General features: G+C 63.6%; 27 protein-coding genes and 1 tRNA gene. 13 read left to right on the forward strand and 15 right to left on the reverse strand.

All coding sequences use genetic code 11. The features are described 5' to 3' along the window. Positions 1-30: 30 nt before the first annotated feature. A complete protein-coding gene (mnmA, locus tag ACERHN_RS19845; RefSeq protein ID WP_415920737.1) occupies positions 31-1,170 on the forward strand; it encodes a tRNA 2-thiouridine(34) synthase MnmA in 1,140 nt (379 codons plus the stop codon). On the opposite strand, the gene ACERHN_RS19850 is transcribed toward mnmA, so the two are convergent. The 3 genes from ACERHN_RS19850 to ACERHN_RS19860 form a co-directional block, all read right to left on the reverse strand. Then, positions 1,167-2,981, reverse strand: a complete 1,815-nt coding sequence (locus ACERHN_RS19850) for an ABC-F family ATP-binding cassette domain-containing protein (RefSeq protein ID WP_415920738.1) — start codon at positions 2,979-2,981, stop codon at positions 1,167-1,169. The two genes, mnmA and ACERHN_RS19850, sit on opposite strands and share 4 nt — an antisense overlap. 141 nt (positions 2,982-3,122) lie before the next feature. Next, a complete protein-coding gene (locus tag ACERHN_RS19855) occupies positions 3,123-3,851 on the reverse strand; it encodes a GNAT family N-acetyltransferase (protein ID WP_415920739.1) in 729 nt (242 codons plus the stop codon). 68 nt (positions 3,852-3,919) lie between these two features. Further along, positions 3,920-4,369, reverse strand: coding sequence for an outer membrane protein assembly factor BamE (locus tag ACERHN_RS19860; RefSeq protein ID WP_415920740.1), 450 nt, complete (start codon positions 4,367-4,369; stop codon positions 3,920-3,922). A gap of 102 nt (positions 4,370-4,471) precedes the next feature. Here ACERHN_RS19860 and ACERHN_RS19865 point away from each other — a divergent pair, with 102 nt between their 5' ends. The 8 genes from ACERHN_RS19865 (at position 4,472) to ACERHN_RS19900 (ending at position 10,591) form a co-directional block, all read left to right on the forward strand. After that, a complete protein-coding gene (locus ACERHN_RS19865; protein ID WP_415920741.1) occupies positions 4,472-5,038 on the forward strand; it encodes a YceD family protein in 567 nt (188 codons plus the stop codon). A gap of 174 nt (positions 5,039-5,212) precedes the next feature. Further along, positions 5,213-5,419 carry a 50S ribosomal protein L32 gene (gene rpmF, locus ACERHN_RS19870; protein WP_415922779.1) on the forward strand — a complete coding sequence of 69 codons (207 nt, stop codon included), beginning with the start codon at positions 5,213-5,215 and terminating at the stop codon, positions 5,417-5,419. 28 nt (positions 5,420-5,447) lie between these two features. Beyond that, the gene (gene plsX / locus ACERHN_RS19875; protein ID WP_415920742.1) at positions 5,448-6,539 is read left to right on the forward strand and encodes a phosphate acyltransferase PlsX; all 1,092 of its coding nucleotides are present in this window, start codon (positions 5,448-5,450) and stop codon (positions 6,537-6,539) included. Beyond that, on the forward strand, positions 6,536-7,507 hold the full coding sequence (locus tag ACERHN_RS19880) for a beta-ketoacyl-ACP synthase III (RefSeq protein ID WP_415920743.1): 972 nt from the start codon (positions 6,536-6,538) through the stop codon (positions 7,505-7,507). The genes plsX and ACERHN_RS19880 overlap by 4 nt, the downstream gene beginning before the upstream one ends. A gap of 125 nt (positions 7,508-7,632) precedes the next feature. Continuing rightward, positions 7,633-7,935, forward strand: coding sequence for an integration host factor subunit alpha (ihfA, locus tag ACERHN_RS19885; protein WP_076627506.1), 303 nt, complete (start codon positions 7,633-7,635; stop codon positions 7,933-7,935). Between the two features lie 4 nt (positions 7,936-7,939). Then, positions 7,940-9,301, forward strand: coding sequence for a MerR family transcriptional regulator (locus ACERHN_RS19890; RefSeq protein WP_415920744.1), 1,362 nt, complete (start codon positions 7,940-7,942; stop codon positions 9,299-9,301). A 69-nt stretch (positions 9,302-9,370) separates the two neighbouring features. Next, a tRNA-Pro gene (locus tag ACERHN_RS19895) sits at positions 9,371-9,447 on the forward strand. A 70-nt stretch (positions 9,448-9,517) separates the two neighbouring features. After that, positions 9,518-10,591: a 2'-deoxycytidine 5'-triphosphate deaminase gene (locus tag ACERHN_RS19900; RefSeq protein WP_415920745.1), complete on the forward strand. Its 1,074-nt coding sequence runs from the start codon at positions 9,518-9,520 to the stop codon at positions 10,589-10,591. 8 nt (positions 10,592-10,599) lie between these two features. Here ACERHN_RS19900 and ACERHN_RS19905 read toward each other — a convergent pair whose 3' ends face one another. The 7 genes from ACERHN_RS19905 to ACERHN_RS19935 all read right to left on the reverse strand — a co-directional run bounded on the left by ACERHN_RS19905 (position 10,600) and on the right by ACERHN_RS19935 (position 17,366). After that, positions 10,600-10,821 (reverse strand): hypothetical protein, encoded by a 222-nt coding sequence (locus ACERHN_RS19905; RefSeq protein WP_415920746.1) that lies wholly within the window; start codon positions 10,819-10,821, stop codon positions 10,600-10,602. Between the two features lie 60 nt (positions 10,822-10,881). After that, complete coding sequence (scpB, locus tag ACERHN_RS19910) at positions 10,882-11,547, reverse strand: SMC-Scp complex subunit ScpB (protein ID WP_415920747.1); 666 nt, start codon at positions 11,545-11,547, stop codon at positions 10,882-10,884. Then, the gene (locus tag ACERHN_RS19915; protein ID WP_415920748.1) at positions 11,522-12,325 is read right to left on the reverse strand and encodes a segregation and condensation protein A; all 804 of its coding nucleotides are present in this window, start codon (positions 12,323-12,325) and stop codon (positions 11,522-11,524) included. The genes scpB and ACERHN_RS19915 overlap by 26 nt, the downstream gene beginning before the upstream one ends. Continuing rightward, entirely contained in the window at positions 12,318-13,322 is a 1,005-nt protein-coding gene (gene nagZ, locus ACERHN_RS19920; protein ID WP_415920749.1) for a beta-N-acetylhexosaminidase, read from the reverse strand. The genes ACERHN_RS19915 and nagZ overlap by 8 nt, the downstream gene beginning before the upstream one ends. Further along, complete coding sequence (locus tag ACERHN_RS19925; RefSeq protein WP_415920750.1) at positions 13,319-14,338, reverse strand: SPOR domain-containing protein; 1,020 nt, start codon at positions 14,336-14,338, stop codon at positions 13,319-13,321. Before ACERHN_RS19925 ends, nagZ begins: the two co-directional genes overlap by 4 nt. 80 nt (positions 14,339-14,418) lie before the next feature. After that, positions 14,419-16,161 (reverse strand): arginine--tRNA ligase, encoded by a 1,743-nt coding sequence (gene argS / locus ACERHN_RS19930; protein WP_415920751.1) that lies wholly within the window; start codon positions 16,159-16,161, stop codon positions 14,419-14,421. Positions 16,162-16,226: 65 nt separating this feature from the next. Continuing rightward, positions 16,227-17,366, reverse strand: coding sequence for a deoxyguanosinetriphosphate triphosphohydrolase (locus ACERHN_RS19935; RefSeq protein ID WP_415920752.1), 1,140 nt, complete (start codon positions 17,364-17,366; stop codon positions 16,227-16,229). Between the two features lie 80 nt (positions 17,367-17,446). Between ACERHN_RS19935 and ACERHN_RS19940 the strand changes: the two genes are divergently transcribed. Continuing rightward, positions 17,447-17,770 carry a HesB/IscA family protein gene (locus ACERHN_RS19940; RefSeq protein ID WP_415920753.1) on the forward strand — a complete coding sequence of 108 codons (324 nt, stop codon included), beginning with the start codon at positions 17,447-17,449 and terminating at the stop codon, positions 17,768-17,770. A gap of 3 nt (positions 17,771-17,773) precedes the next feature. On the opposite strand, the gene ACERHN_RS19945 is transcribed toward ACERHN_RS19940, so the two are convergent. Further along, complete coding sequence (locus ACERHN_RS19945) at positions 17,774-18,838, reverse strand: DUF6902 family protein (RefSeq protein WP_415920754.1); 1,065 nt, start codon at positions 18,836-18,838, stop codon at positions 17,774-17,776. 41 nt (positions 18,839-18,879) lie between these two features. Then, on the reverse strand, positions 18,880-19,278 hold the full coding sequence (locus tag ACERHN_RS19950) for a hypothetical protein (RefSeq protein WP_415920755.1): 399 nt from the start codon (positions 19,276-19,278) through the stop codon (positions 18,880-18,882). Between the two features lie 363 nt (positions 19,279-19,641). Here ACERHN_RS19950 and xth point away from each other — a divergent pair, with 363 nt between their 5' ends. Together xth and ACERHN_RS19960 are read left to right on the forward strand one after the other, a co-directional pair. Continuing rightward, positions 19,642-20,424, forward strand: a complete 783-nt coding sequence (gene xth, locus ACERHN_RS19955) for an exodeoxyribonuclease III (RefSeq protein WP_415920756.1) — start codon at positions 19,642-19,644, stop codon at positions 20,422-20,424. A gap of 77 nt (positions 20,425-20,501) precedes the next feature. Next, positions 20,502-20,981, forward strand: a complete 480-nt coding sequence (locus tag ACERHN_RS19960) for a hypothetical protein (RefSeq protein ID WP_415920757.1) — start codon at positions 20,502-20,504, stop codon at positions 20,979-20,981. A 48-nt stretch (positions 20,982-21,029) separates the two neighbouring features. Here the strand turns inward: ACERHN_RS19960 and ACERHN_RS19965 are convergent, their stop codons facing one another. Beyond that, positions 21,030-21,614 carry an HNH endonuclease gene (locus ACERHN_RS19965; protein ID WP_415920758.1) on the reverse strand — a complete coding sequence of 195 codons (585 nt, stop codon included), beginning with the start codon at positions 21,612-21,614 and terminating at the stop codon, positions 21,030-21,032. Positions 21,615-21,927: 313 nt separating this feature from the next. Between ACERHN_RS19965 and ACERHN_RS19970 the strand changes: the two genes are divergently transcribed. Beyond that, entirely contained in the window at positions 21,928-22,533 is a 606-nt protein-coding gene (locus ACERHN_RS19970) for a hypothetical protein (protein WP_415920759.1), read from the forward strand. Positions 22,534-22,720: 187 nt separating this feature from the next. On the opposite strand, the gene ACERHN_RS19975 is transcribed toward ACERHN_RS19970, so the two are convergent. Together ACERHN_RS19975 and ACERHN_RS19980 are read right to left on the reverse strand one after the other, a co-directional pair. Continuing rightward, a complete protein-coding gene (locus ACERHN_RS19975) occupies positions 22,721-23,386 on the reverse strand; it encodes an alpha/beta hydrolase (protein WP_415920760.1) in 666 nt (221 codons plus the stop codon). Beyond that, positions 23,383-23,952: a DNA-3-methyladenine glycosylase family protein gene (locus ACERHN_RS19980; RefSeq protein ID WP_415922780.1), complete on the reverse strand. Its 570-nt coding sequence runs from the start codon at positions 23,950-23,952 to the stop codon at positions 23,383-23,385. The genes ACERHN_RS19975 and ACERHN_RS19980 overlap by 4 nt, the downstream gene beginning before the upstream one ends. Between the last annotated feature and the right edge of the window lie 44 nt (positions 23,953-23,996).

Below are 23,996 nucleotides of genomic sequence, written 5' to 3' on the forward strand. Positions count from 1 at the left end.
ATCTGTCGGCAACCTATCCCGGAGACTGCAATGCTTGACCACACTGGTCCGCTCAACTCATTGGGCTTTGCCAAGGCGCCCGAAGACACCCGCGTGGTCGTCGCCATGTCCGGCGGCGTCGACAGTTCCGTTGTGGCCGCCGAGTTGAAGGCGCAAGGCTATGACGTGGTGGGCGTGACATTGCAGCTTTATGATCACGGGGCGGCACTGGCCAAAAAGGGTGCATGTTGCGCGGGGATTGATATCCACGACGCGCGGCGTGTCGCGGAAGAAATGGGGTTCCCCCACTATGTCCTTGATTATGAAAACATATTCCAGGATGCCGTGATCGATGAATTCGCCGACAGTTACCTTGCCGGGGCGACGCCGGTGCCCTGTATCCGCTGCAATGAACGGGTGAAATTCAAGGATTTGCTGGAAACGGCACGCGATCTCGAGGCCGACTGCATGGCCACGGGACATTATATCCAGCGCAAGGACGGCCCCGCCGGGCCAGAGCTGCATTGCGCCGCGGACGCGGCCCGCGATCAAAGCTATTTCCTGTTCTCAACCACCCCCGAACAGCTGGATTACCTGCGCTTCCCGTTGGGCCATCTGCCGTCCAAGGACGACACGCGGGCGCTGGCGGCGAAATACGGCCTGCCGGTTGCGGACAAGCCCGACAGCCAGGACATCTGCTTTGTCCCGAACGGTGATTATGCCGCCGTGATTCGCAAACTGCGCCCCGAGGCTGCGGCACCGGGCGAGATTGTGGACATCAATGGGCGCGTGCTGGGCACCCATGACGGTGTGGTGAACTACACCATTGGTCAGCGGCGGGGCCTGGGCATCGGCGGGCTGGCCGATCCGCTGTTCGTTGTCAAACTGGACCCGGATGCCCGGCAGGTGATCGTGGGCTCGCGCGACATGCTGGCCACACGGTCGGTGCCCGTGCGCGAGGTCAACTGGCTGGGCGATGCACCTTTCGACAGCAAGAGCGAATGGCATGTGGCGGTCAAGGTGCGGTCAACCCGCCCCCCAACAGACGCAGTGATTCGCCCCATCAGCGCGACCGAAGCCACCGTTGAACTGGCCGCAGCCGAGGCGGGCGTATCCCCCGGACAGGCCTGTGTGTTCTATGACCGCAACGGCAGCCGCATCTTTGGCGGCGGCTGGATCCACAAGGGTTAGCCTTCGGCGCGCTCCGCCAGATCCAGCCACTCTTCCTCCGCCGCAGACAACCGCGCCTGCCGTTCGGCGAGCGCCTCGGTCGCCTTGCGGAACTTGACCGGTTCGCGTGTGAACAGATCCGCGTCCGACAGCAGTTCCTGAAGCTTGGCCATCTCCGCCTCCAGCCGCTCCAGCTCTGCGGGCAGCGCCTCGAGCCGGTGCTTTTCGGTGAAGGACAGGCCCGCCTTTGCCGCCGGCTTGGCCTTGGCCTCCTTCGGCGCTGCGGCTTTGGCCTTGGGGGCCTCGGGCGCTGTGCCAACAGGAGTGCCACGTTGCGACCGGTAGTCGCTCCAGCCGCCCGCATAAACTGTGGCCCGCCCGTCACCTTCCATGGCAATCGTCGTCACCGCGACGCGGTCCAGAAAATCCCGGTCGTGACTGACCAGCAGAACCGTACCGTCATATTGGTCCAGCAGGTCCTGCAACAGATCCAGCGTCTCTACATCCAGATCATTGGTCGGCTCGTCGAGCACCAACAGATTGCTCTGCCGCGCCATGATCCGCGCCAGAAGCAGCCGCGCCTTCTCCCCACCCGACAGCGACCGCACGGGTGCGCGCGCCTGCGCCTCGTCAAAGAGGAACTCCTTGAGATAGCCCACAACATGGCGCGGCATGCCCCGCACCATCACCTGATCCGCCTTGCCACTGACGCGCATCTCCGGATCACTGGTCAGGCTGTCCCACAGGCTCGCCTCGGGATCGAGTTGCGACCGCGCCTGATCAAACACGGCCATCTCTACGCCCGTGCCAAGGGTCACGGTGCCCGTGTCCGGCTCCTCTTCGCCAATCAGGGTCTTGAGAAGCGTGGTCTTGCCCACACCATTGGGCCCGACAAAGGCAATCCGGTCCCCGCGCAACACCCGCAGATCAAAGGGGCGAAAGATCACCTTGTCGCCATAAACCTTTGAAATTCCTTGCGCCTCGATCACTTTGCGCCCAGACTTTGGCCCGGCATCCAGCGCCATCGCCGCCGCGCCCTGCCGCTTGATCTGCGCCGCACGCTCCGCGCGCAGATCCTGCAATGCCCGCACCCGGCCCATATTACGCTTGCGCCGCGCACTGATGCCTTCGACCGCCCACCGTGCCTCGGCCTTGATCTTGCGGTTGAGCTTGTGACGGCTCAGGTCTTCCTCTTCCCAAACCGTGTCCCGCCACGCCTCAAAGGCCGAAAATCCTTTTTCCTGTCGCCGCACCATTCCCCTGTCAATCCAGAGGGTTGCACGCGTCAGCTCACGTAAAAACGCCCGGTCGTGAGAGATCAGGACATAGGCCGCCCGCGTCGCCTTCAACTCGCCCTCAAGCCAGGCAATCGCCTCGATATCCAGGTGGTTCGTCGGCTCATCCAGCAGCATGAGGTCCGGAGCCTCGGCCATCAGACGCGCCAAGGCCGCCCGCCTGCGTTCTCCGCCCGACGCGGTGCCCACGGCGCGTGCAGGATCGAACTTCAATCCCTCCCCTGCACGCTCCACCTTGTAGAGGTCCGAGGCCGGCAGGCCATGCACGGCAAAATCACCAAGTGTCGCAAACCCGGACATGTCCGGATCCTGCTCCATATACCCGACCGACACGCCGGGTCCGGCAACGACCTTGCCGTGATCAGCCTCCACCAGACCCGCCATCACCTTCATCAGGGTCGACTTGCCCGACCCGTTGCGCCCCACCAGCGCCACGCGGTCCCCGGGCTGCACCACCAGAGACAGATCGGAAAACACAGGATCGCCCCCAAAGGTGAGCGCAATGTCGGACAGCTGAAGCAAGGGAACACGGGCCATGACCGCGCAGCTAGTGGGTCTGTCGCACACCGTCAACTGGCACAGGACTAATGATCCACTTCATCTCGCAAGATAAACTCCGGGGGGTCTGGGGGGCTGGCCCCCCAGCCGGTCGGATCGGGGCACCCCGATCCGAAACCCCTACCCTGCAACCGCCCGCAACAACCGTTTGCGCGCGGGCGGGATCGCTCCGATCTCAAGACCCGTGAACACATGCAGCGTATTCATCTGATCGTCGACGACCGCATGATCACTGACCCAGCCCCCCATCATCAGATAGGTGCGCAACAAGGGCGGCATGCGCAGCATCGCCTTTTTCGCATCCGGTTTCCGCCGCAGCCGCGCGGCATAGCGGAACACTTTTGGCGCCTTGACCCGCGGCAACCAGCGCGACGGCGCCAGATGCCGCGCCTTCAGCATCGCAAATGCATCCAGATACTGCGCCGTTTCCGTCCCGGCAAAGGACGCACAGCCAAACAGCAACTCCACACCGGTGTCGTCGACAAACCCCGTCATCGCCCCCCACGCCACGCGCAGCACGTCGGGATCCGCAATGTCGGGATGCACGCAAAACCGGCCCATCTCGACCATCTTGCCGTCGAATTTCTCCAAGGCGCTCAATTCGTAATACTGCGCCGAATAGCTGCGCGAAATCTCCGCGCCGGTCAGCGGCAACATGCGAAAACAGCTGACCAGCAGGCCGTCGGATACCCGGTGGATCATCAGGTGGGTGCAGATATCGTCGAACCGGTCGATGTCATGCGTCCGGGCCAATCCGAAACAGGTCGCGCGCAACGCCTGCACCGCCCGCACATCCTCGGCCGTGTCCGCGATCCGCACCGCGTACCGACCGCGCTTCAACGTGATCATGGCAAGCCCCCGCGCCACACATGTTGCCGCGCGCCTAGCACACGCAGCGTGACGCAGTGATGACAGCCCTAGCTGCCAAAGGCACCCTGCCCGGGAAGGATCCGACCAAAGCTGCCCAGAAGCTGACGCAGGAACGGCGTATCGGTCACGCCACTGTCGGTCACCCGGCGCTCCAGCACCACAACGCGCCCTTCCTCGAGGCCGAACCGTTCGATGTTCTGCAACACGCCCTCGTCGTCAAAGCTCATGGCCAGGACCTGACGGTCCACCACCTCGGGGCGGCGCGGGCCAAAGGTCCGCGTGGTGTGCGCCACATAATAGAAATCACCGCCCTCAAGCACACCGCCCGATGTCGGCGTGCCCACAAGGTCCTCGACCGAGGCGCGGGTATCGATTCCCACCGCAAGCTCCTGCAGGTCCTCTTCCGGCGGAATGTACCCGTGATTGCGGAATTGCGCCGAACACGCGGCCAAAGACACCGTCGCAGCCAGAAAAGAAATCAAGGTCCAGGTCCGCATGGCACCCCCATGGTCATGTGTCCCTCTTGCTCAGGAGGGCCCGTGCTTTTATCTCGACTTATCCAAGATGCCCTCTTCATTCAAGAAACGAAAGCACGCGCAATGTCCGGGACCGCTCCTTCGCCGCACGCCCTCCGGGTGTCCGATCTGCCGCAAAACGCCCAAACTGCCTTTGAAATCGTGCCCAAGGCGGACGCTCTGGGCGCGCTGGCGGCGGAGCTCGATCTTGATGGGTTGCGCAAATTGCGCTTTGTCGGAACGCTTTCGGCCCTGGGAAAGGCCGACTGGCAGCTTGAGGCGCAATTGGGGGCCACGGTGGTGCAACCCTGCGGCGTCACGCTTGAGCCGGTGACAACGCGCATCGACACGGACGTGCGCCGTCAGTTTGTCCGCGATTATGTCGAACCCGACGCACCGGAGGTCGAAATGCCCGAGGACGAAACCATCGAACCTCTGGGCATGTGGATCGACCCCTACGCCGTCATGGTCGAGGCGCTCAGCCTCGCCCTGCCCGCCTTTCCCCGGGCCGAAGGGGCCGAACTGGGCGAACTTGTGGTCACCGAACCGGGCGCGCAGGCCCTGCGCGACGCCGATCTCAAACCTTTTGCTGGGCTTGCAGCGCTCAAGGCGCAGCTGGACGACAGCGAAGAGGACGACAGCGACACCTGATTGCCCCTTGCGGTCTGCGCAAAGATGCGTATTTTCCCGCGCTCACGATATTTTGGGTTGGACATGGCCAAAGGCTTTGCCTAAACGCACGTCACGCCCGCAGATTGGACGACATGAAACACGCAACCGCGCATGATGCGCGCGGCCCTGCCCGAACCTCGAAGGCCCACCACAATGGCTGTGCAACAGAATAAAGTGTCGAAATCGCGCCGCAACAATCGCCGCGCCCACGACAGCTTGACCGCCGCGAACCCGAATGAGTGCCCGAACTGTGGCGAACTCAAGCGTCCGCACCACGTGTGCGCGGCGTGCGGTCACTACAACGACGAAGAAATCGTCGCGATGACAGAAGAAGTCGATCTGGAAGACGACGCGGCCTAAGGCCCAGGAGCAAAGGCAGGCAGGACGCATGGCGGCCCAAACGACCGATCTGGCCGATCAACGCACTGCCACTGCTTTTCCTATTACGCTATCCGTAGATGCGATGGGCGGGGACCAGGGCCCCGCCGCTGTCGTTTCCGGCTGCGCGATTTCTGCCAAGAAAAACCCCGATCTGGGCTTTATCCTGCACGGCCCCAAGGCCGAGCTGGAAGCGCTTGTGGCGCGCCGCAAGACGCTTGCGGGACGGGTCACGATCCGCGACGCCACCGGCGTGGTCACCATGGACGACAAGCCAAGCCAGGTGGTGCGGTCCGGCAAGGGCACGTCCATGTGGTCGGCCATCGACGCCGTGCGCTCGGGCGAGGCAACGGTCGCGGTCAGCTGTGGCAACACCGGCGCGCTCATGGCGCTGTCGATGATCCGCCTGCGCAAACTGCCCGGTGTGAACCGCCCCGCCATCGCCGTCCTCTACCCCAGCCGCAACCCGCAAGGGTTCAACGTGATGCTTGACGTGGGCGCAGACATACGCGCCGAAGCGCCGGACCTGCTGCGCTTTGCGCTGATGGGTGCGTCCTATGCCCGCAACGGCCTTGATCTGGCGCGCCCGCGCGTCGGCCTGCTGAACGTCGGCACCGAGGAACACAAGGGCCGGACGGAGCTCAAATCCGCCTATGACCTGATCGCCGACAACGCCGACGCGGCCTCGTTTGATTTTGTGGGCTTTGTCGAAGGCGGCGACATCTCGGGCGATATGGCGGACGTGATCGTTACGGACGGCTTTACGGGCAACGTCGCGATCAAGACCGGAGAAGGCACCGCCGCGCTGATCGGCGACCGCCTGCGCGAAGCATTCCGCCACTCACCGCTGTCGCGGCTCGCGTCCCTTCTGGCGCTGACATCCCTGCGCCGCCTGAAAAAGCGGATCGACCCGCGCCGCGTGAATGGCGGCGTGTTCCTGGGCCTGAATGGCACAGTCGTCAAATCCCATGGCAGTGCCGACTCGACAGGCGTCTCCGCAGCGATCAAGCTGGCGGCACAACTGGCCGAACTCGGCTTTAACGACAAGCTGGCCGCGCGCATCGCAAAAGCGACGAAGCTGGCAGAGGAGAGCGAGCGATGACGATCCGGGCCGTGGTGCGCGGCGTGGGGCATTACCTGCCCGCGCGCGTCGTCGAGAATGCAGAATTTGAGGCGACGCTGGACACCACGGATGAATGGATCCGGTCCCGGTCGGGCATCGAACGCCGTCATTTCGCAACCGAAGACGACACGACCTCTTCGATGGCGACCGCCGCCGCGCAGGCGGCGTTGAGTGATTCGGGTCTGGAGTCGTCGGACATCGACGCCATCGTATTGGCCACCTCGACCGCGGATCTGACATTCCCGTCCGCCGCCACGATGGTGCAGGCGCAATTGGGTATGACGGGTGGGTTTGCCTTTGACGTGCAGGCCGTATGCGCCGGTTTTGTCTATGCGCTGACCAATGCCAATGCGCTGATCGTATCGGGTCAGGCGCGCCGCGTTCTGGTCATCGGGGCAGAGACATTCTCCAAGATCATGGACTGGACCGACCGCAGCACCTGCGTGCTGTTTGGCGACGGCGCGGGCGCGCTGGTGCTGGAGGCGCAGGACGGTGACGGCACATCCGCCGACCGGGGCATTTTGGCCTGCGATCTGAACTCCGACGGGCGGCACCGCGACCTCCTATATGTCGATGGCGGTGTGAGCACGGGCACCAGCGGATACCTGCGTATGCAGGGCAATCAGGTGTTCCGGCACGCCGTGGAAAAGCTGGCCGCGACGGCCCATACGGCCATGGACCGTGCCGGTGTGGGCGCGGATGACGTGAACTGGATCGTACCGCATCAGGCCAACATTCGCATCATTCAGGGCACCGCCAAAAAGATGAACGTGCCGATGGACCACGTGGTTGTCACGGTTCAGGACCATGGCAACACCTCTGCCGCCTCCATTCCGCTCGCCCTGTCCGTGGGGCGTGCACAGGGACAGATCAAGGATGGCGACCTGCTGGTGACCGAAGCCATTGGCGGCGGTCTGGCCTGGGGCGCGGTGGTCCTGCGCTGGTGACGGCGTCCGGCTCTGCGTAAATTTCCCACGCAACGCGATTTCACGCCGTTCAGCGTCATCCGCCAACCGCTTGATATTGACTCGGAATTTCCCCGCAACCTATGGTCGGACAAAAGGGGGACCCGATGACAGACAAGACTTTGACCCGCATGGACCTGAGCGAAGCAGTGTTCCGTGAGGTGGGCCTGTCGCGCAATGAGAGCGCGCAGCTGGTGGAAAGCGTTCTGGATCACATGTCCGATGCGCTGGTCCGCGGCGAACAGGTCAAGATTTCGTCCTTCGGCACCTTTTCGGTCCGTGACAAATCGGCCCGCGTCGGTCGCAACCCCAAGACCGGCGAAGAGGTCCCGATCAATCCCCGCCGGGTTCTGACTTTCCGCCCCTCGCATCTGATGAAGGATCGTGTGGCGGCGGGCAACAAGTCCTGAACCCATGGTCAACAAATCCGCTGACGCCTTCCGCACCATCTCCGAAGTGGCCGAATGGCTTGGCGTGCAGACCCACGTGCTGCGGTTCTGGGAAAGCAAGTTCAGCCAGGTAAAGCCGGTTAAGCGCGCGGGCGGACGCCGCTACTACCGGCCCGCGGATATGCTCCTGCTCGGCGGTATCCGCAAGTTGCTGCACGAAGACGGCATGACCATCAAGGGCGTGCAAAAGATCCTGCGCGAGGAAGGGATGGCCCATGTGGCCGACATGTCCCGACCGCTCGATGAGGTGACGGCGGCGCAGGTCGATGCCGACCTGATTGCCGGGGTTGGTGAGATCGAGGCGGAAATGGCGACACCCGTGCCCGACGATGCCCCCGAAGCCGCGGCCGTGGTCAGCCTGGACCAAAGCCGCAGCGTCGATGCGCCAGCGGAGGACCAGACGGCGGATCTGTTTGCCTCATATGAGCCGGCGCCCGAAGCATCTGCACCCGCTTCTGACCCCGCACCCGAGCCTGTCCCCGACGCACCGACCGCAGAGATGAAAACGCCCGGCGTCTACGAGAAAGAGAAACCGGCCTTCCCGAGCAGCGTGGAGGAGGTCGATGCGACGCCCGAAGACTTGCCTGAACCTGCCCGCGAGGCACCGACCGCACAGATGAAAACGCCCGGCGTCTACGAGAACGAGGAGCCCGCGTTCCCGAACAGCGTGGTTGAGGTCGATGCGCCGCCCACAGGTGACACGCCGTCCGAAGCCCTGCCCGAGCCTGCGCAGGACGCGGCAGAACCGGCACCCGCTTCGGGCGACGATGCACCGCAACAGGACACAGCGCCGTTTGTACCGGATGTGATGGCCGACGCACCTGCTGCAACGGATGCAGCAGACACCGCTGCCATTGCCCCTGCGCCAGAGACGTTTGAGCCGCAAACACCAGACAAGCCGCAAGAAACGGCAGAGCCCGCGTCCGACGAGACAGCACCGGCCGCTTTGCCCAGCTTCATGCGCAGCCCTGCCGCGCCAAGTGTGCCGGACGACGGCCCCGCACTCGAAGAGGACGCGCGCGCCCCTTCTCCTGGCGGCCTGCCCAGCTTCATGGCGCCGCCCTCTGAGCCGGAGACAGCAGCCGACGCGGACACCGACACCGCGCCAGAGGATGCAGCCCCACCCGCCGCGCCGAAGAAACCGCGGATCATTGATGTGCCGGACGCGCCGGACCCGGCGACCCTGCCCGCGGCAGCGACCGCACTTGGCTTGTCGGCGCAGGCCACCCGCTTGAGTGCCGCGCAACGTGCGGCGATTGCCCCGCTTGTGGCGGAGCTGAGCGCAGTGCGCGACCGTATGGCCGACGCGCGCCGCGAGCCGCGCTGAACCCGCGTTGCAGAACATGGCAATTCACCCTTGCCCCCGGCCAGAAATCGGGTATGACACCTCTCACGTCGGGCTATGGCGCAGCCTGGTAGCGCGTCCGTCTGGGGGACGGAAGGTCGCAGGTTCGAGTCCTGCTAGCCCGACCAACACCACCCCGCCCCTCACCCCGGGGGCTGCCATGCCAGCGCATGGCCCATGTATCACGAAGGTGTCCGCATGACCGGGGTTCTTTCCGACACGCAAATCACCAACCTGATCGACAGCGGCGCATTGGCCGCTGATCCCGCGATCATCCCCGCACAGCTGCAACCGGCCAGCCTTGATTTGCGTCTGGGCAACGTCGCGTACCGTGTGCGCGCCTCGTTCCTCGCGGGCGAAGGGCGGCGGGTCGCGGACCGTCTGACCGAATTCGAAATGCACCGCGTGGACCTGTCCGACGGCGCGGTGCTGGAAAAGGGCTGCGTCTATGTTGTGCCGCTGATGGAGCGGTTGGCCCTGCCGGACGGCATTCAGGCCGTGGCGAACGCCAAAAGCTCCACCGGGCGGCTCGATCTTCTGACCCGCACGATCACGGATGGCGGCACGGAATTTGACCGGATTGCACCCGGCTATCACGGCCCGCTTTATGCCGAAATCTGCCCCCGCTCCTTTTCGGTGCTGGTGCGGCCCGGCATGCGGTTGAACCAGATCCGCTTCCGCGACGGGCAAGCCGTGCTGAGTGACGCGGAACTGACCGCGCTGCACGACCAAAGCCCGCTGGTCGATGGCGAGGCGGTGATTGACGAAGGGTTGGGCTTTTCCGTCGATCTCGCCCTGCGCGACACGACACTGGTGGGGTATCGCGCGAAACCGCATACCGGTGTGATCGATCTCGACAATATCGGCCATTACGACCCGGCAGAGTTCTGGGAAGAGGTGCATACGCGCGACGGGCACATCATACTCGACCCCGGCGCGTTCTACATATTGGTCAGCCGTGAAGCGGTGCATATCCCGCCCGATTGCGCCGCCGAGATGGCGCCGTATCTGGCGATGGTGGGCGAATTCCGGGTGCACTACGCCGGGTTCTTCGATCCCGGCTTTGGCCATGATGCCGCCGGAGGGACCGGATCACGCGGTGTGCTTGAGGTGCGCTGCCACGAGGCGCCGTTTGTGCTGGAACATGGTCAGGTTGTGGGGCGGCTGATCTATGAACGCATGTCAGAGCGGCCCCGGCAGCTCTATGGCGCGGATATCGCGTCGAATTATCAGGGCCAGGGCCTGAAACTCAGCAAACACTTCCGCAGCTGACACGCGCCTTAGACGTCGCCATTCTCCTGCGCGGCACGGCGCGCGCGGCGTTCGGCGCGCACCCGTTGTTTTGGCGTCATCTCTTCGGGGGGGATATCGGCCAGCTTGCGCTGCTGCGGCTGTTGCTTGCGCCCGCGTGTGGCGCGGCTGACACCGGCGTCGATCCCCTTGGAAATCGCTTTGCGCATGATGATGCGCATCACCATGTTGATGATCTGGTTCATGTTCATGGACCTGCTCCGTCCCGTTGCCTGACCCGCAATATAGCGTCAAATGCGGCGATTTTCAGGTCAATCGTCTTCAAAAAGCTCGGACTGGCCTTCTTCGGTCTCATCATCCGCATCGCTTTCGGGACCGGGCAACGTGCCGGGCGGCGGGCGGTTTTCCAGCAGACCCGCAGCACGCAACTCCTTGAGGCCCGGCAGATCGCGCGCGTTCTCAAGGCCGAAATGGTCCAGGAAATGCTGCGTCACCACAAAGGTCACAGGCCGCCCCGGCGTCATCTTGCGCCGGCCAAAGCGGATCCACTCCATCTCGAGCAGCTGGTCCACCGTGCCCCGGCTGACCGACACGCCGCGGATTTCCTCGATCTCGGCGCGGGTGACGGGCTGGTGATAGGCGATGATGGCCAGCGTCTCGATCGCGGCCCGGCTCAGCTTGCGCGTCTCGACCGTTTCCTTTTGCATCAGAAAGCCAAGATCGGCCGCTGTGCGGATCGCGTAAGAATCGCCCACCCGCATGACCTGCACACCGCGCCCCTCATAGCGTTTGCGCAGGTGCACCAGCGCCTCGGCCGGGTCGCAGCCATGGGGCATCCGCGCCTCCAGCTCGCGCACGGTGACGGGTTCGGTGCTGGCAAAGAGGATCGCTTCGACCATGCGTTCCTGTTCGGCCATGGGCGGCGCCTCAAACAGGCTTTCTTCAATGTGTTCAGGCTGTTCCGTCACGCTTTTCATCTTTCTTGCGCACGTGGATCGGTGCAAAACTCTCGGTCTGGCGGATCACCAGATGCCCCTCCTTGACCAGTTCGAGACTGGCCGCAAAGGTGGCGGCGGTGGCCGAACGCCGCTTGACCGGGTCCATCTCCCAGCCTTCGGGCAGATAGCTGAGGATGTCGGTCCAATCGCCGGCATAGCCGATCAGCCCGCGCATGCGGTCGAGCGCCTGTTCCATGGTGAACACCGCGTCGCGGTCCATGACAAAGGGGCGGAATTCGTCACGCGTGCGGATGCGGGCATAGCCCTGCATCAGGTCGAGCAGTGTCGCGGAATAGGTGACCCGGCGCACGCGCGTAACCTCTTCGGACTGACCCCGGGCAAAGAAGTCGCGGCCCAGCTGGTCCCGCGCCATGAGCCGAGCAGCCGCATCGCGCATCGCCTGAAGCCGCTCCAGCTGGAACGCCAGATGCGCGGCGAGTTCCTCGCCCGACGGCCCCTCCTCTGTGGGATCGGGGGGCAGCAGCAGGCGCGATTTCAGAAAGGCGAGCCAGGCAGCCATCACAAGGTAATCGGCGGCCAGTTCCAGCCGCAACTGCTTCGCCTTTTCGACAAAGGCAAGGTATTGATGCGCCAGTTGCAGGATCGAGACGTGGCGCAAATCCACCTTCTGCGTGCGCCCCAGCGTCAGCAGCAAATCCAGCGGACCTTCGAACCCATCGACGTCAACAATCAACGCCTCGGCAGCGAGGCGCTCAGATACGGAAAGTGTGTCTTCTTCGAAGTTGTCGTCAGACATTCAGCCGGCCACCCAAAAGCGCCTCAAGTTCGGCGTTCAGGTCGGCAATGTCAATGTCGTCAGGGGTGCGGCGCGCGGCCAGCGCCGCCTCGGCCCGTGCCTGCGCCGCGTCGGTCATGGGGCCTGCGGCACTGGCCACCTCGATCCGGGCGGCCAGCGGGTCGTTGCAATGCAGGATCACGTCACAGCCCGCAGCCAGCGCACGCTTGGCCAGATCACCCGGCGCGCCGCTCAGCGCCTTCATCCCGATGTCGTCGGTCATGATCAGCCCGTCAAACCCGATATCGCTGCGGATCACGTCCATCGTGTCGCGCGACAGGGTCGCGGGCGCCTCGTCAATCGCCTCATAGACCACATGCGCGGTCATGCCCATCGGCAGATCGTTGAGCGCGCGGAACGGGGCAAAGTCAAACTCCCGCAGGGTATCGAGGCTCACATCCACATGCGGCAGGTCATAATGGCTGTCGAGGTCGGTGCGGCCATGGCCGGGAACGTGTTTCAGCACCGGCAGCACGCCGCCATCCAGATGCCCGTCGGCCACCGCACGGCCAATCTCGGCAATGGCACCCACATCACTGCCATAGCAGCGGTTTTCAAGAAAAGCGTGCGTCTGATCCACCACGAGATCAACCATGGGGGCGCAGTTGCTGTCGATGCTGAGCGCTTTCAGCTCATGCGCAATCAGGCGGTAGCGCAGGTACATCGCCCGTGGTGCCTCGTCCCCGGCAGCGCGGACAAAGTCCAACGGTGGTGCCCATTCGCGCCATGTGGGGCTGCGCAGGCGCTGCACCCGCCCGCCTTCCTGATCGATGGTGATGGGCGCATCGCGGCCCACCGCATCGCGCATCTCGGAGCACAGGCCATAGACCTGATCCGGCGCCTCGATATTGCGCGCAAAAAGGATGAACCCGAACGGATCCGCCTCACGAAAGAACGCCTTTTCGTCCTTGGAAAGCTGCGGCCCATCCGCGTCAAGGATGGTCGCGCCGAAATTCATCGTGTCACCACGGGGATGCAATCGGCCCCTTCGGCCACCAGCGCGGAACAGAAGCGGCGCGCATCGCTCAGGTCGGTGAACCCGTGCGCGCGCAGGCGGTAGAACGTGCGCCCGCCGCTTTGCGCCTGCTGGATCACGCGGTCCTTGCCGCTGAGGTAGTCACCAAAGCGGGCCTGCATCTTGTCCCACTGGGTACGGGCAATCTCGGGGCTGTCAAACGCGCCCAGTTGCACAAGCCGTGTGCCCGCAGGCAGCGCCGCAGGATCGAGGTCCTGCGCACCGGGCGCGGCAGGGGCCTGCACACTGGCCGGCACCACAACCGCCGGCGCGGACCGCGGACGCAATTGCGGGCGGGCCGAAGATTTCGGCCCAGGTCCCGTGACCACAGCCACATCTGCCGCGGGCGCAGGCACGTCCGGTACGGTGACAGAGGCCAACACCGGCTGTGTCTCGGCGGTGACGGGATCAATGGTTTCGGCGTTGGCGGTCAGCTGACTGACCAGCGCGTCAATATCACCGGATTCCAGCGCATCCGTGACGTCGGGCACGCTTTGGGCCGCTGCCGCTGTTTCAACCGGTGCGGCCTCGAGGCTCGCGGCCACGTCAAGCGGCGCAGGCTGTTGCACCGGTGCAACCGTTTCGGTCATCGGCGCGTCTTCTTCGGCCAGATCGGTGGGCCGCGGGGCGAGGACAAGCCGGTCGACGGGGCCGGACGCCTCGCCCGCGGCGGCGACTTCGTTCACGGCAAGGCCGGTGTTGATGGCAAGCTGTCCGCCCGGATTTTCGGGCCGCACGCGCATCTCACCTTCGGCGGCGCGCACGACGGGAATGCCCGACACATCGCGCATCACGAGGTTGTATCCCCACACCCCGACGCCGGCGATCAGCGCGACAGATGCCACAGCGCCCAAAAGGTTTGTCATTTTCTTCAATGGGTTACCCTGCGAAGATGCGCTGTCATGCTGCGCACCCGCACCGACATATCCCACGTCATGGGTATAGTGCATATCTGCCATTTTTGCCTCGTCGCCCGTGCGGATACATGCCCGCGCAGATCATCTTTGGTTGTTTAGCCTGTGTGCCCTTGTGCCGGGCGTCAGCGCAGCTCGTTGGCTGGCGTTACACCCAAGATACCAAGGCCCGCCGATATGACAAGCATTGTGGCACGCGCGAGGGCGATTTTTGCCTGCGACGTCGCGGCGTCCTCCTGCACGAAGCGCAGTTCGGGCAGGTCGTTGCCCTTGTTCCAGAGCCCATGGAACGTGCCCGCAAGGTCGTAGAGGTAGAAGGCCACCCGGTGCGGTTCGTTCGTGCGCGCCGCCGTTTCCACCAGCCGCGGCCATTCGGCCAGCTTGGCCGCCAGACCCAGCTCGGCCTCATGCGCGATCTTTGTCAGGTCCGCGGCCCGCAAGGTTGCATCATCGGTGGCAATCGCCGCCTCGTCGGCCTTGCGCAGCACGGATGCCCCCCGCGCGTGGGCATATTGCACGTAGAACACCGGATTCTCGCGCGATTGCTCCAGCACCTTGTCGAAATCGAAATCGAGCGGGGCGTCGTTCTTGCGGGTCAGCATGTGGAAGCGGGTCACATCCGCGCCCACCTGATCCACCACGTCGCGCAGGGTGACAAAGGTCCCTGCCCGTTTCGACATCTTGAACGGCTCACCGTTTTTGAACAGTTTCACCAGCTGCGTCAGCTTGATGTCGAGCGGGACTGTGCCACCGGACAGCGCGCTCACAGCGGCCTTCATCCGCTTCACATAGCCGCCGTGATCCGCGCCAAACACGTCAATCAGCGCGTCAAAGCCACGCTGCACCTTGTCATAGTGATAGGCGATATCGGGCGCGAAATAGGTCCAAGCGCCGTCCGATTTCATCACTGGGCGGTCCACGTCGTCGCCATGTTCGGTCGACTTGAACAGCGTCTGTTCGCGCGGCTCCCAATCTTCGGGCTTTTTGCCCTTGGGTGGTTCAAGCACGCCTTCGTAGATCAGGCCCTTGCTGCGCAGATCATCCAGAGCTGCTTCGATCCGGCCCGTGCCGTAGAGCGACTTTTCGGAATAGAACACGTCCATCTCGACGCCGAGCGCGGCGAGGTCGGCGCGGATCAGGTCCATCATCGCCTCGGTGGCGAAGTCGCGGATCTCAGTCAGCCAGAACTGTTCGCCCTTGCCGACGAACGCATCGCCCACCTTGTCCTTGAGCGCCTCGCCCACCGGCACGAGGTAGTCACCGGGATAGGTTCCGTCCTCAAACGCGACCTCCTGTCCGTGCGCCTCGAGATACCGCAGGTAGACGGACCGGGCGAGCACATCGACCTGCGCGCCACCATCGTTGATGTAGTATTCCCGCGTCACGTCATAGCCCGCGAAATCCAAGAGCGACGCCAGCGCATCGCCAAAAACCGCACCGCGCGTGTGGCCGACGTGCAAAGGCCCCGTGGGGTTGGCGGAGACGTATTCGACGTTGACCTTGGCCCCCTGCCCCAGATCCGACCGGCCATAGCCTGTGCCACCGGCAAGGATCGCGGCGACCACCTGTTGCCAGACCACCGGGGCCAGCCGCAGGTTGAGAAAGCCCGGGCCCGCCACGTCGGCGCTGGTGATGCGCGGATCTTCGGCCAGCTTGACTGCGAGCGCCTCGGCGATGTCGCGGGGCTTCATGCCCGCCGGTTTGGCCAGCACCATGGCGGCGTTCGTTGCCATGTCCCCGTGGGCGGCATCACGCGGTGGCTCGACCGTGACGTTGTCGGTGGCCAGCCCTTCGGGCAGCGTACCGGCGGCGGTCAGATCAGCCAGCACATCAAGCACAAGCACACGGATATCGGCAAAGAGGTTCATGGGACCAACGTATCAGATTGAGGTTTGGGCGGTGTATCACGCGCCACCCACGCGTCAAGCGGTGGCTAGCCGATCAGGCGGGCATGTTCCTGAAACGCAAAGCGGTCGGTCATGCCGGACACGTAGTCACAAACGATGCGCGCCAGCTGTGTCTCGTCTCCTGCGGCGCGGGCCACGTCGCCCTGCCAGCGGTCGGGCAGCAGGTGTGGGTCGTTCATGAACGCCGGGAACAGGTCGTGGACGATCACCGTGACCTCTTCGCGTTTTTCCATGACGGACGGCGCGCGGTACATGTTTTCGAACAGGAACTTGCGGATCACTTGGAGGTCGGCCCACATCGCATCCGAAAATCGGATCACGGCGCGGCCCAGATGGCGGATGTCGTGCACGTCCCCGGCCCCCGACGCCTCCAGCCCGGCGCGCGACGTGTTGATCACGTCGCTGACCATGGCGCCAAACACGCGCCGCAGCCCTTCGTGCTGCCGGCGCACGGGATCGAGGCCGGGATACGCGCGGTCAACGGCGGCAAAAGCATCGGACACGATCGGCAGTGCGCACATCTCATCCATGTTGATCAGCCCCGCGCGCAGCCCGTCATGCAGGTCGTGGTTGTTGTAGGCGATGTCATCGGACAGCGCGGCCACCTGCGCTTCGGCACTGGCATGTGTGTGCAGCTCAAGGTCATGATCGGCGGAATATTCCGCCAGCGCATAAGGCAGATCGCCCGTAACGGGACCGTTGTGTTTTGCAATGCCTTCAAGGGTTTCCCAGGTGAGGTTCAACCCGTCAAAATCGGCATAGTGGCATTCCAGCTGCGTCACGATCTTGATCGCCTGCGCGTTGTGATCAAACCCGCCATAGGGCGCCATCAGCACATGCAGCGCATCCTCGCCCGTATGGCCAAAGGGCGGATGGCCCAGGTCATGCGCGAGTGCCACCGCCTCGGTCAGCCCGTCGTTCAGGCCCAGTGCACCGGCGATCGTGCGGGCCACCTGCCCCACCTCGATCGAATGGGTCAGGCGCGTGCGGTAATAATCGCCCTCATGTTCCACGAAAACTTGGGTCTTGTGTTTGAGCCTGCGAAAGGCCGACGCGTGAATGATCCGGTCCCGGTCGCGCTGGAACGCGGACCGGAATGCACTTTCCTCTTCCTGCACACGCCGTCCCCGGGCGCGGGCTGGATCGCTAGCATAGGGCGCGGACATCTGCCTGATCCTTGTCGCCAGTTCTCAGGCTGCATATATTGCACGCGCAGCACGATGAAAACACAAAGCGGAGCCGCGCGATGAACCTGCCCCCCAAAGTGACCCCCCGCGCCTTTGAGCGCCTGTCCGAGATTGGCGCGGCGGAGGACGGCAAGGCGCTGCGCGTCGCCGTTGAGGGCGGCGGCTGTTCCGGATTTCAATACGAGATCGCGCTGGATGATCCAAAGGATGACGATCTGATCCTCGAAGGAAGCGGACAGAAGGTTGTGGTGGACGCCATCAGCCTGCCGTTCCTCGCCGACGCCGTGATCGACTTTTCCGAAGAGCTGATCGGGGCGCGGTTCGTGATCAACAACCCCAACGCCACCAGCTCTTGCGGGTGCGGCACCTCGTTCTCGATGTGAGCGTTACCCGCGCATCATCGGTGCGCGGGCAAAATTCTCGAAAAAAGCGTCGAATGCGCGGGACGATGCGCGGGCAGCCTCGATGACGGTCGCTGCTTCGGGTGTGATCGTTTCATAAATAGCGTCGCGCATGCTGCTCCAGCTGGTCTGACGTGCGTCCGCCAGCGCCATCAGCACCGCGGACATCGGGCGCAGCGCGCTTTCCACCTGCCGCCCCGGCGTGAAGACACAGCGCCCGGTCGGCACAGGCGACGCACGATCATCCTGCCCCATCATGGCCACGGCCCATGTGGACACCAGATACGCGTGGTAGCCGTCGGACAAGGGCGCATCGTTTTCGGCACTGATGACAAAGGCCTGCGCATGTGCGCGCACGGCCCCTTCCCACACGGCGCTCGGGGTCTTGCCCGCTTGGCGCAGGGCGACACAGATTTCCGCCAGCAGGTCCATGTTCTGGTCCAGAAAGGCGAGGATGCCGGCGTATTCCAGACTGAGACAGGCCGCAGGCGACAGCTGTGGATCGCGCCGACCATATTCCGACAGGTAGAACACGATATGGGTCAGCTCATAGGCCGCTTTCTTGTTGGGCAGCGCAAAAGTTGCCGGTCGGTCAATGAAAGCGCGCAGCCGGATGTCGAGTGTGGGATCACCCGATCCGATCCCGCGTCGCGCCAGCAACCGGCGCGCTTCGGCGCGTTGCAGATCGCTCAACTCCGCCTCCACCAGCCCCGTCTGCGCCACCCATGCGCACAGGCGCTCCATCTGAGAACCGCCGATGCCAAGCGCCTCGAGATCGAGGCCGATGGACAGCAGGAACCGGTAATATTGTGGAAAAAAGGACAGACGGTCGGCGAGGCTGTCATAGAACCGCGCCAGCGGTTCGAGCGCCGTGGGCGCGACCTGTTGCCCGGTGCATTCGAGGATGTTCAGAAGCTCGGCGTTCTCCTTGAGCCAGAACACATCATCCATCACACGCCGGTGCCGGGCAAAGCAATCGATGAGCCCGGCCGCCCGGTCGTGCAGGCCGACGCGGCGGGGCGGGACATTCAGAGTGATGACATTTGACATGATGCGTCTCCTGTTTGTGCTGCGTGTCCCGCCATCCGGTCTCAGGACCCGGAGGAAAAGAGGCCCGTGACGTCGCCCGATGCGGCGATGCTCGTGACGGGTGCCGATCCGGACGAAAACGCACCGGTGGCGTCCCCTGTGGCGATCCCGGTGCCGGCTGGCGCGGACCCGGAGGAGAACATTTCAACCGCATCACCCGACGCTGTGTCGCGTGTCATCGGCGCGGACCCGGAGGAAAACATCTCAACCGCATCGCCGGTTTCTGCCGTGGTCGTGGCGGGGGCAGAGCCGGACGAAAACATCTCGACCGCATCGCCGCTCAGACCGTCATACGCAACCGGCGCCGAGCCAGAGGAAAACATGTTCACACCGTCTCCTGTGTGCAGGCCACCTGCGGTGAATGTGTTGATTTCATTTTCGAATTTACGTTGTGCAGTCATATCGGCGCTCCGTGTTTGAGAGGCTTACTCGCCTCAAAGTTGCGATACCCAATTCGTTGCATCCTAAAATTGAGTACGCCAACTGAAAATTGCGCCAGCCCCTGGCGGCGGGCGAGTTCTCCACATAAGGAAAACGATAGAAGCTGTTGAGGTGACTGCGCTTCGCGCGTGAAAATTCCAGCGCGAAAAAACTTATCCACAGGTCTGATTTTGCTATGATTTTTACGATTTCACAACAAACTGCCGATCCTTTACTCCGAATCGAGTGGTTAAGAAATAGTTAATTTGCGCATTGGCGCCCTGCACGGCCCCTTGCTCCTGCCCCTGGGATGCGTCACATCTGGAGCAAACCGGGGGACGCACATGAAAATCGCGACGTTCAATATCAACGGAATCAAGGCGCGGATCGAAGCGCTGCCGCGCTGGCTGGATGATGCACAACCCGATGTCGTTCTGCTGCAAGAGATCAAATCCGTCGACGACGCCTTCCCGCGCGAAATCTTCGAAGATCGCGGGTATCAGGTCGAAACCCACGGCCAGAAATCGTTCAACGGCGTGGCCATCCTGTCCAAGCTGCCGCTTGAAGATGTCACACGCGGCCTGCCCGGCGACGATACGGACGAACAGGCCCGTTACATCGAAGCGACCGTGATGGGCGATACGACGGCCGTGCGACTGTGCGGTTTGTACCTGCCCAATGGCAATCCCTGCCCCGGCCCGAAATACGACTACAAACTTGCCTGGATGGAGCGGTTGCGCCTGCGGGCCCAAGCGCTTCTGGCCGAAGAGACGCCATTTCTGATGGCCGGTGACTATAATATCATCCCGCAGGCCGAAGATGCCCGCCGCCCCGATGCGTGGCGCGAAGATGCGCTCTTTCGCCTCGAAAGCCGCACGGCGTTCCGCCGTCTCACGGCACTTGGCCTGACCGAAGCATTCCGCGCCCGCACCTTCGGCCCGGAGCATTATTCGTTCTGGGATTACCAAGCGGGGGCGTGGAACCGTGACGATGGCATCCGCATCGACCACTTCCTGTTGTGCCCCTACACCGCGGACCTGATGCAGGACTGTCAGATCGACAAATCCGTGCGTGGTGAAGAAAAGCCATCCGATCACGTACCCGTCTGGGTCGATCTGGCGGCCTGAAAAACCTCGGAACCAGTTGCGGGTTCAGGTGTTGTGTCTCCGATGCACGTGATGGCATCACCAAAAGGAGATACGAAATGACACGTTTTCTGACCGCTGCCACAATGACACTTGCCCTGACCGGAGCCAGCGCATTGGCAATGACGCCGGTCGAAAAGGTTGACGTCGAAGCCGACCTGACCGTGATTGAAAACGATGCCGCCGCGTCGGTCTGGTCCGGGCTCGAAGGCGATCTCGAGACCGCCCTGGCGGAACGTCTGGTGGACCAGATCGCCGAAGACGGAGCCACGATCGAGGTGGAAATCGACACGCTCGAATTGGCAAACAGCTTTGAAAAGCAGATCGGCATCGCCGATTCAGAAATTTCCGGCGACGTGAAGATCAAGGTGCCGGGTTTGGCGAACAATGAACGCTACACGCTGACCGTCAGCAGTGAGCAGGCGCAGGGCTATTTTCCCGATGGCACCGTGGTGGCCGACCTGACGATGGGCAGTGAGACCTATTACCAGGCAATCGTTGCCGCCTTTGCTGAAAACATCGCGCAAAAGCTGCAATAATCCGGGACACGTCATGAAGGACGAACGGGGGCCACGTGCCCCCGTTTTTCATGCCTGCAATTCGGCATCCCAGTACAGGAAATCCATCCAGCTTTCGTGCAGGTGGTTGGGCGGAAACTTGCGGCCCATATTGCGCAACTCCTCTGCGCCGGGTTGGCGCGGCGGACGGCGCAGGGACATGCCCGTCCGGTGCAGCGCCTTTGATCCCTTGCGCAGGTTGCACGGGCTGCACGCGGCCACCACGTTCTGCCAGCTTGTCACCCCGCCCGAAGCGCGTGGCACCACGTGGTCGAAGGTCAAGTCGCCCTTGGCCCCGCAGTACTGGCAGCGAAATTCATCCCGCAGAAACAAATTAAAGCGCGTGAAGGCCACGCGCTTTTGCGGTTTGACATAGTCCTTGAGCACCACAACCGACGGTATCCTGATCTCGGTACTGGGCGAGCGAACCACCTCGTCATATTCGGCCACGATGTCCACCCGGTCGAGCCACGCCGCCTTGACCGCCTCCTGCCATGGCCACAACGACAGGGGATAGTAGCTGAGCGGCCTGTAATCCGCATTCAGCACCAAGGCCGGGTGCTGTTTCAGCGCAGAGGGGCTGCGCACAAATTCTGTCCTGAAATCGCCTTCCATGAGTGACTCCGTCCTCGCCCTGTCTGCCCGTTGTGGCACCAGAGCGGGGATCCCGCCCCGGCTTTATATCGTGACTATATCTTGTGGAAACGCTCTGGCAAGCCCCAGCACCACCACGAGATGTCGGTGCAGACCTATGGGCGTTCTGTGACAGGGGTGTGACGCGTGCCCGCGCGGTCGAAAACACCTGAAAGGTAAGGAATTCACCACTCGCGAAGGACGTGTCGACGCCCCATTTAGAGTGCAGGTCGTCACTCCGACCAACATGCATTTTAGTTACGAAACCGCTTTCAACGGAGGCAATTTCCGTCTCATGTCCTTTCTTGATCTTTTCCGCACACCCGACCTGACCACCCTTCTTACGCAACTGCGCGCCGAACACGCCGGTTCGGATGCCCAAGGCCGGTTCACCTTTGACACCGCGCACGGTGTTCAGCTGTGGTCCGACACCGAACACAAGGCCCGCTCGAACTTTGGCACGCTGGTGGCCCACCGCGCGATCACCGCGCGGGGCGATCTGATCTGGCGGGTTGAGGACAGCGCGCGGGGGCACGTGTTTCTGACCGACGCATCTGCGCCGCAAACCGCGATGGATCTGGCGTTGCGGACGTGGGACAGCGCGCGCCAGTTGCGCGATGCGCCGGACCCGCTGCAAGCGCTGATCACGGACCTGCGCCGGGACCGGATCAATTTCGGGGTCGAACTGTCGGATGCGGCGGCCACACCGCTGTCCGCCTTTGGATTTCGCGCGGTGCTGGACCGGGCCGGGTTCTTTGATCTGACCCGCGTGTCGGCACAGGCGGTGCTCCGGTTGATGAAATCGGAGCCGCTTGTTGCGCATGTGCTTTATGCCGCTTGGGTGCGGCAGCAACAGGACCCCGCCCCCGCCCATCCGCGCGGGTTCGAAGCGATGTGCTGACGAGGGTCAGGACCCGTTTGTCCTGCGGCACTGGTTTGACGGACACCAAATCCACTTCATCTCAGCGTCTCGGGCCGCTTGCTAAGTGAACCACACTTCGCTGCGCGTCCCGAACCGCTGATGCTTTGTGGATCTTGCGTCCCACTGCGCGCGAGAGCGGGTGCCGCGGGATAAATGGGTGCTGACTCTAGAGCCCCAGCTTGTCCCGCATGAACGCAAGCGCCACGCTGAGCCCGTCGGGGGCAATCCCGTGCGCCGTGCCTTTCATGACGTGGGCATAGACGTCCTTCCATCCCGCCTCTTGCAGGGCTTCAGCCGCTTCGGGCAGCGATTGCGGCGGCACCACGTCATCCTGATCGCCATGGATCAGCAGCACGGGCGGGCGGCTGACCACCTCATCCGCCAGCAGATCGGGGCGCAACAACCGGCCTGAAAACGCGACGATGCCTGCCACTTCGTCCTCGCGGCGCGGCGCCACGTGGAGCGACATCATCGTGCCCTGGGAAAAGCCGAACAGGACCACTTGTTCCGGCAGCACGTCCTCATCCACCATGAGCGCATCGAGAAACGCATCGAAGTCATTGGCTGCCGCAAGCAGACCCCGCTCCGCCTCTTCCTCGCTGGACCCGTCAATCCACGGGATCGGGAACCACTGATAGCCATTGGGCATCATCGGGATCGCCTCGGGCGCGTCGGGTGCCACAAAGAGCGTGTCGGGCAGATGTTCGCCCAAGGGCTCGGCCAGCCCCAAAAGGTCCGCGCCATTGGCGCCATAGCCGTGGACAAACACCACGATGGACCGCACCTCGCCCGATTTCGGCTCAACCCGTTCCGATTTCAACACTCGTGTCATGTGACCCCCTCACGCCCCTTTGCCGTCCGGTAGTAGGTGAAGAACAGCCGCGCGGCAACCGCGCGCCACGGGCTCCAGGCTTCGGCCATTGCGCGCAGCGCCCGTTCCTTGGGACGCTCCGGCAGATCAAAGATCATCCGCGCCGCCTCCTGTAGCGCCAGATCGCCCGGCGCAAACACATCTGCCCGGCCCAGGCTGAACATCGCATAGATTTCCGCTGTCCAGACACCGATGCCCTTGACCGCTGTAAGGGTCTTGATCACCTCGGAGTCCGGGGCGCTGCGCAACGCGTCATAGTCGATCCCCGCCTCGGCCAATGCAGTTGCATAGGCGATTTTCTGGCGGCTGAGGCCCACGGCGCGCAGCCCCTCTTCCCCTGCGGCGAGAACTGGACCGGGCCCCGTGAGGCCCGCCGCCTCGATCCGCGCCCAGATGGCGGCGGCGGACGCGGTCGACACCTGCTGGCCCACGATCGCGTTGAGCAAAGCGGCAAACCCGTCCGCCCGGCGGCGCAGGGGCAACGGTCCCGCCACCTCCAGAGCGCGGGCCAATGCCGGATCGCGCATCGCAAGCCACGCGGCACCTTCCGCGACATCCGCATCCGTTTCGA

It is taken from the genome of Tateyamaria rhodophyticola (genome assembly GCF_047777875.1).
In the GTDB taxonomy this organism is placed as follows: Bacteria; Pseudomonadota; Alphaproteobacteria; order Rhodobacterales; family Rhodobacteraceae; genus Tateyamaria.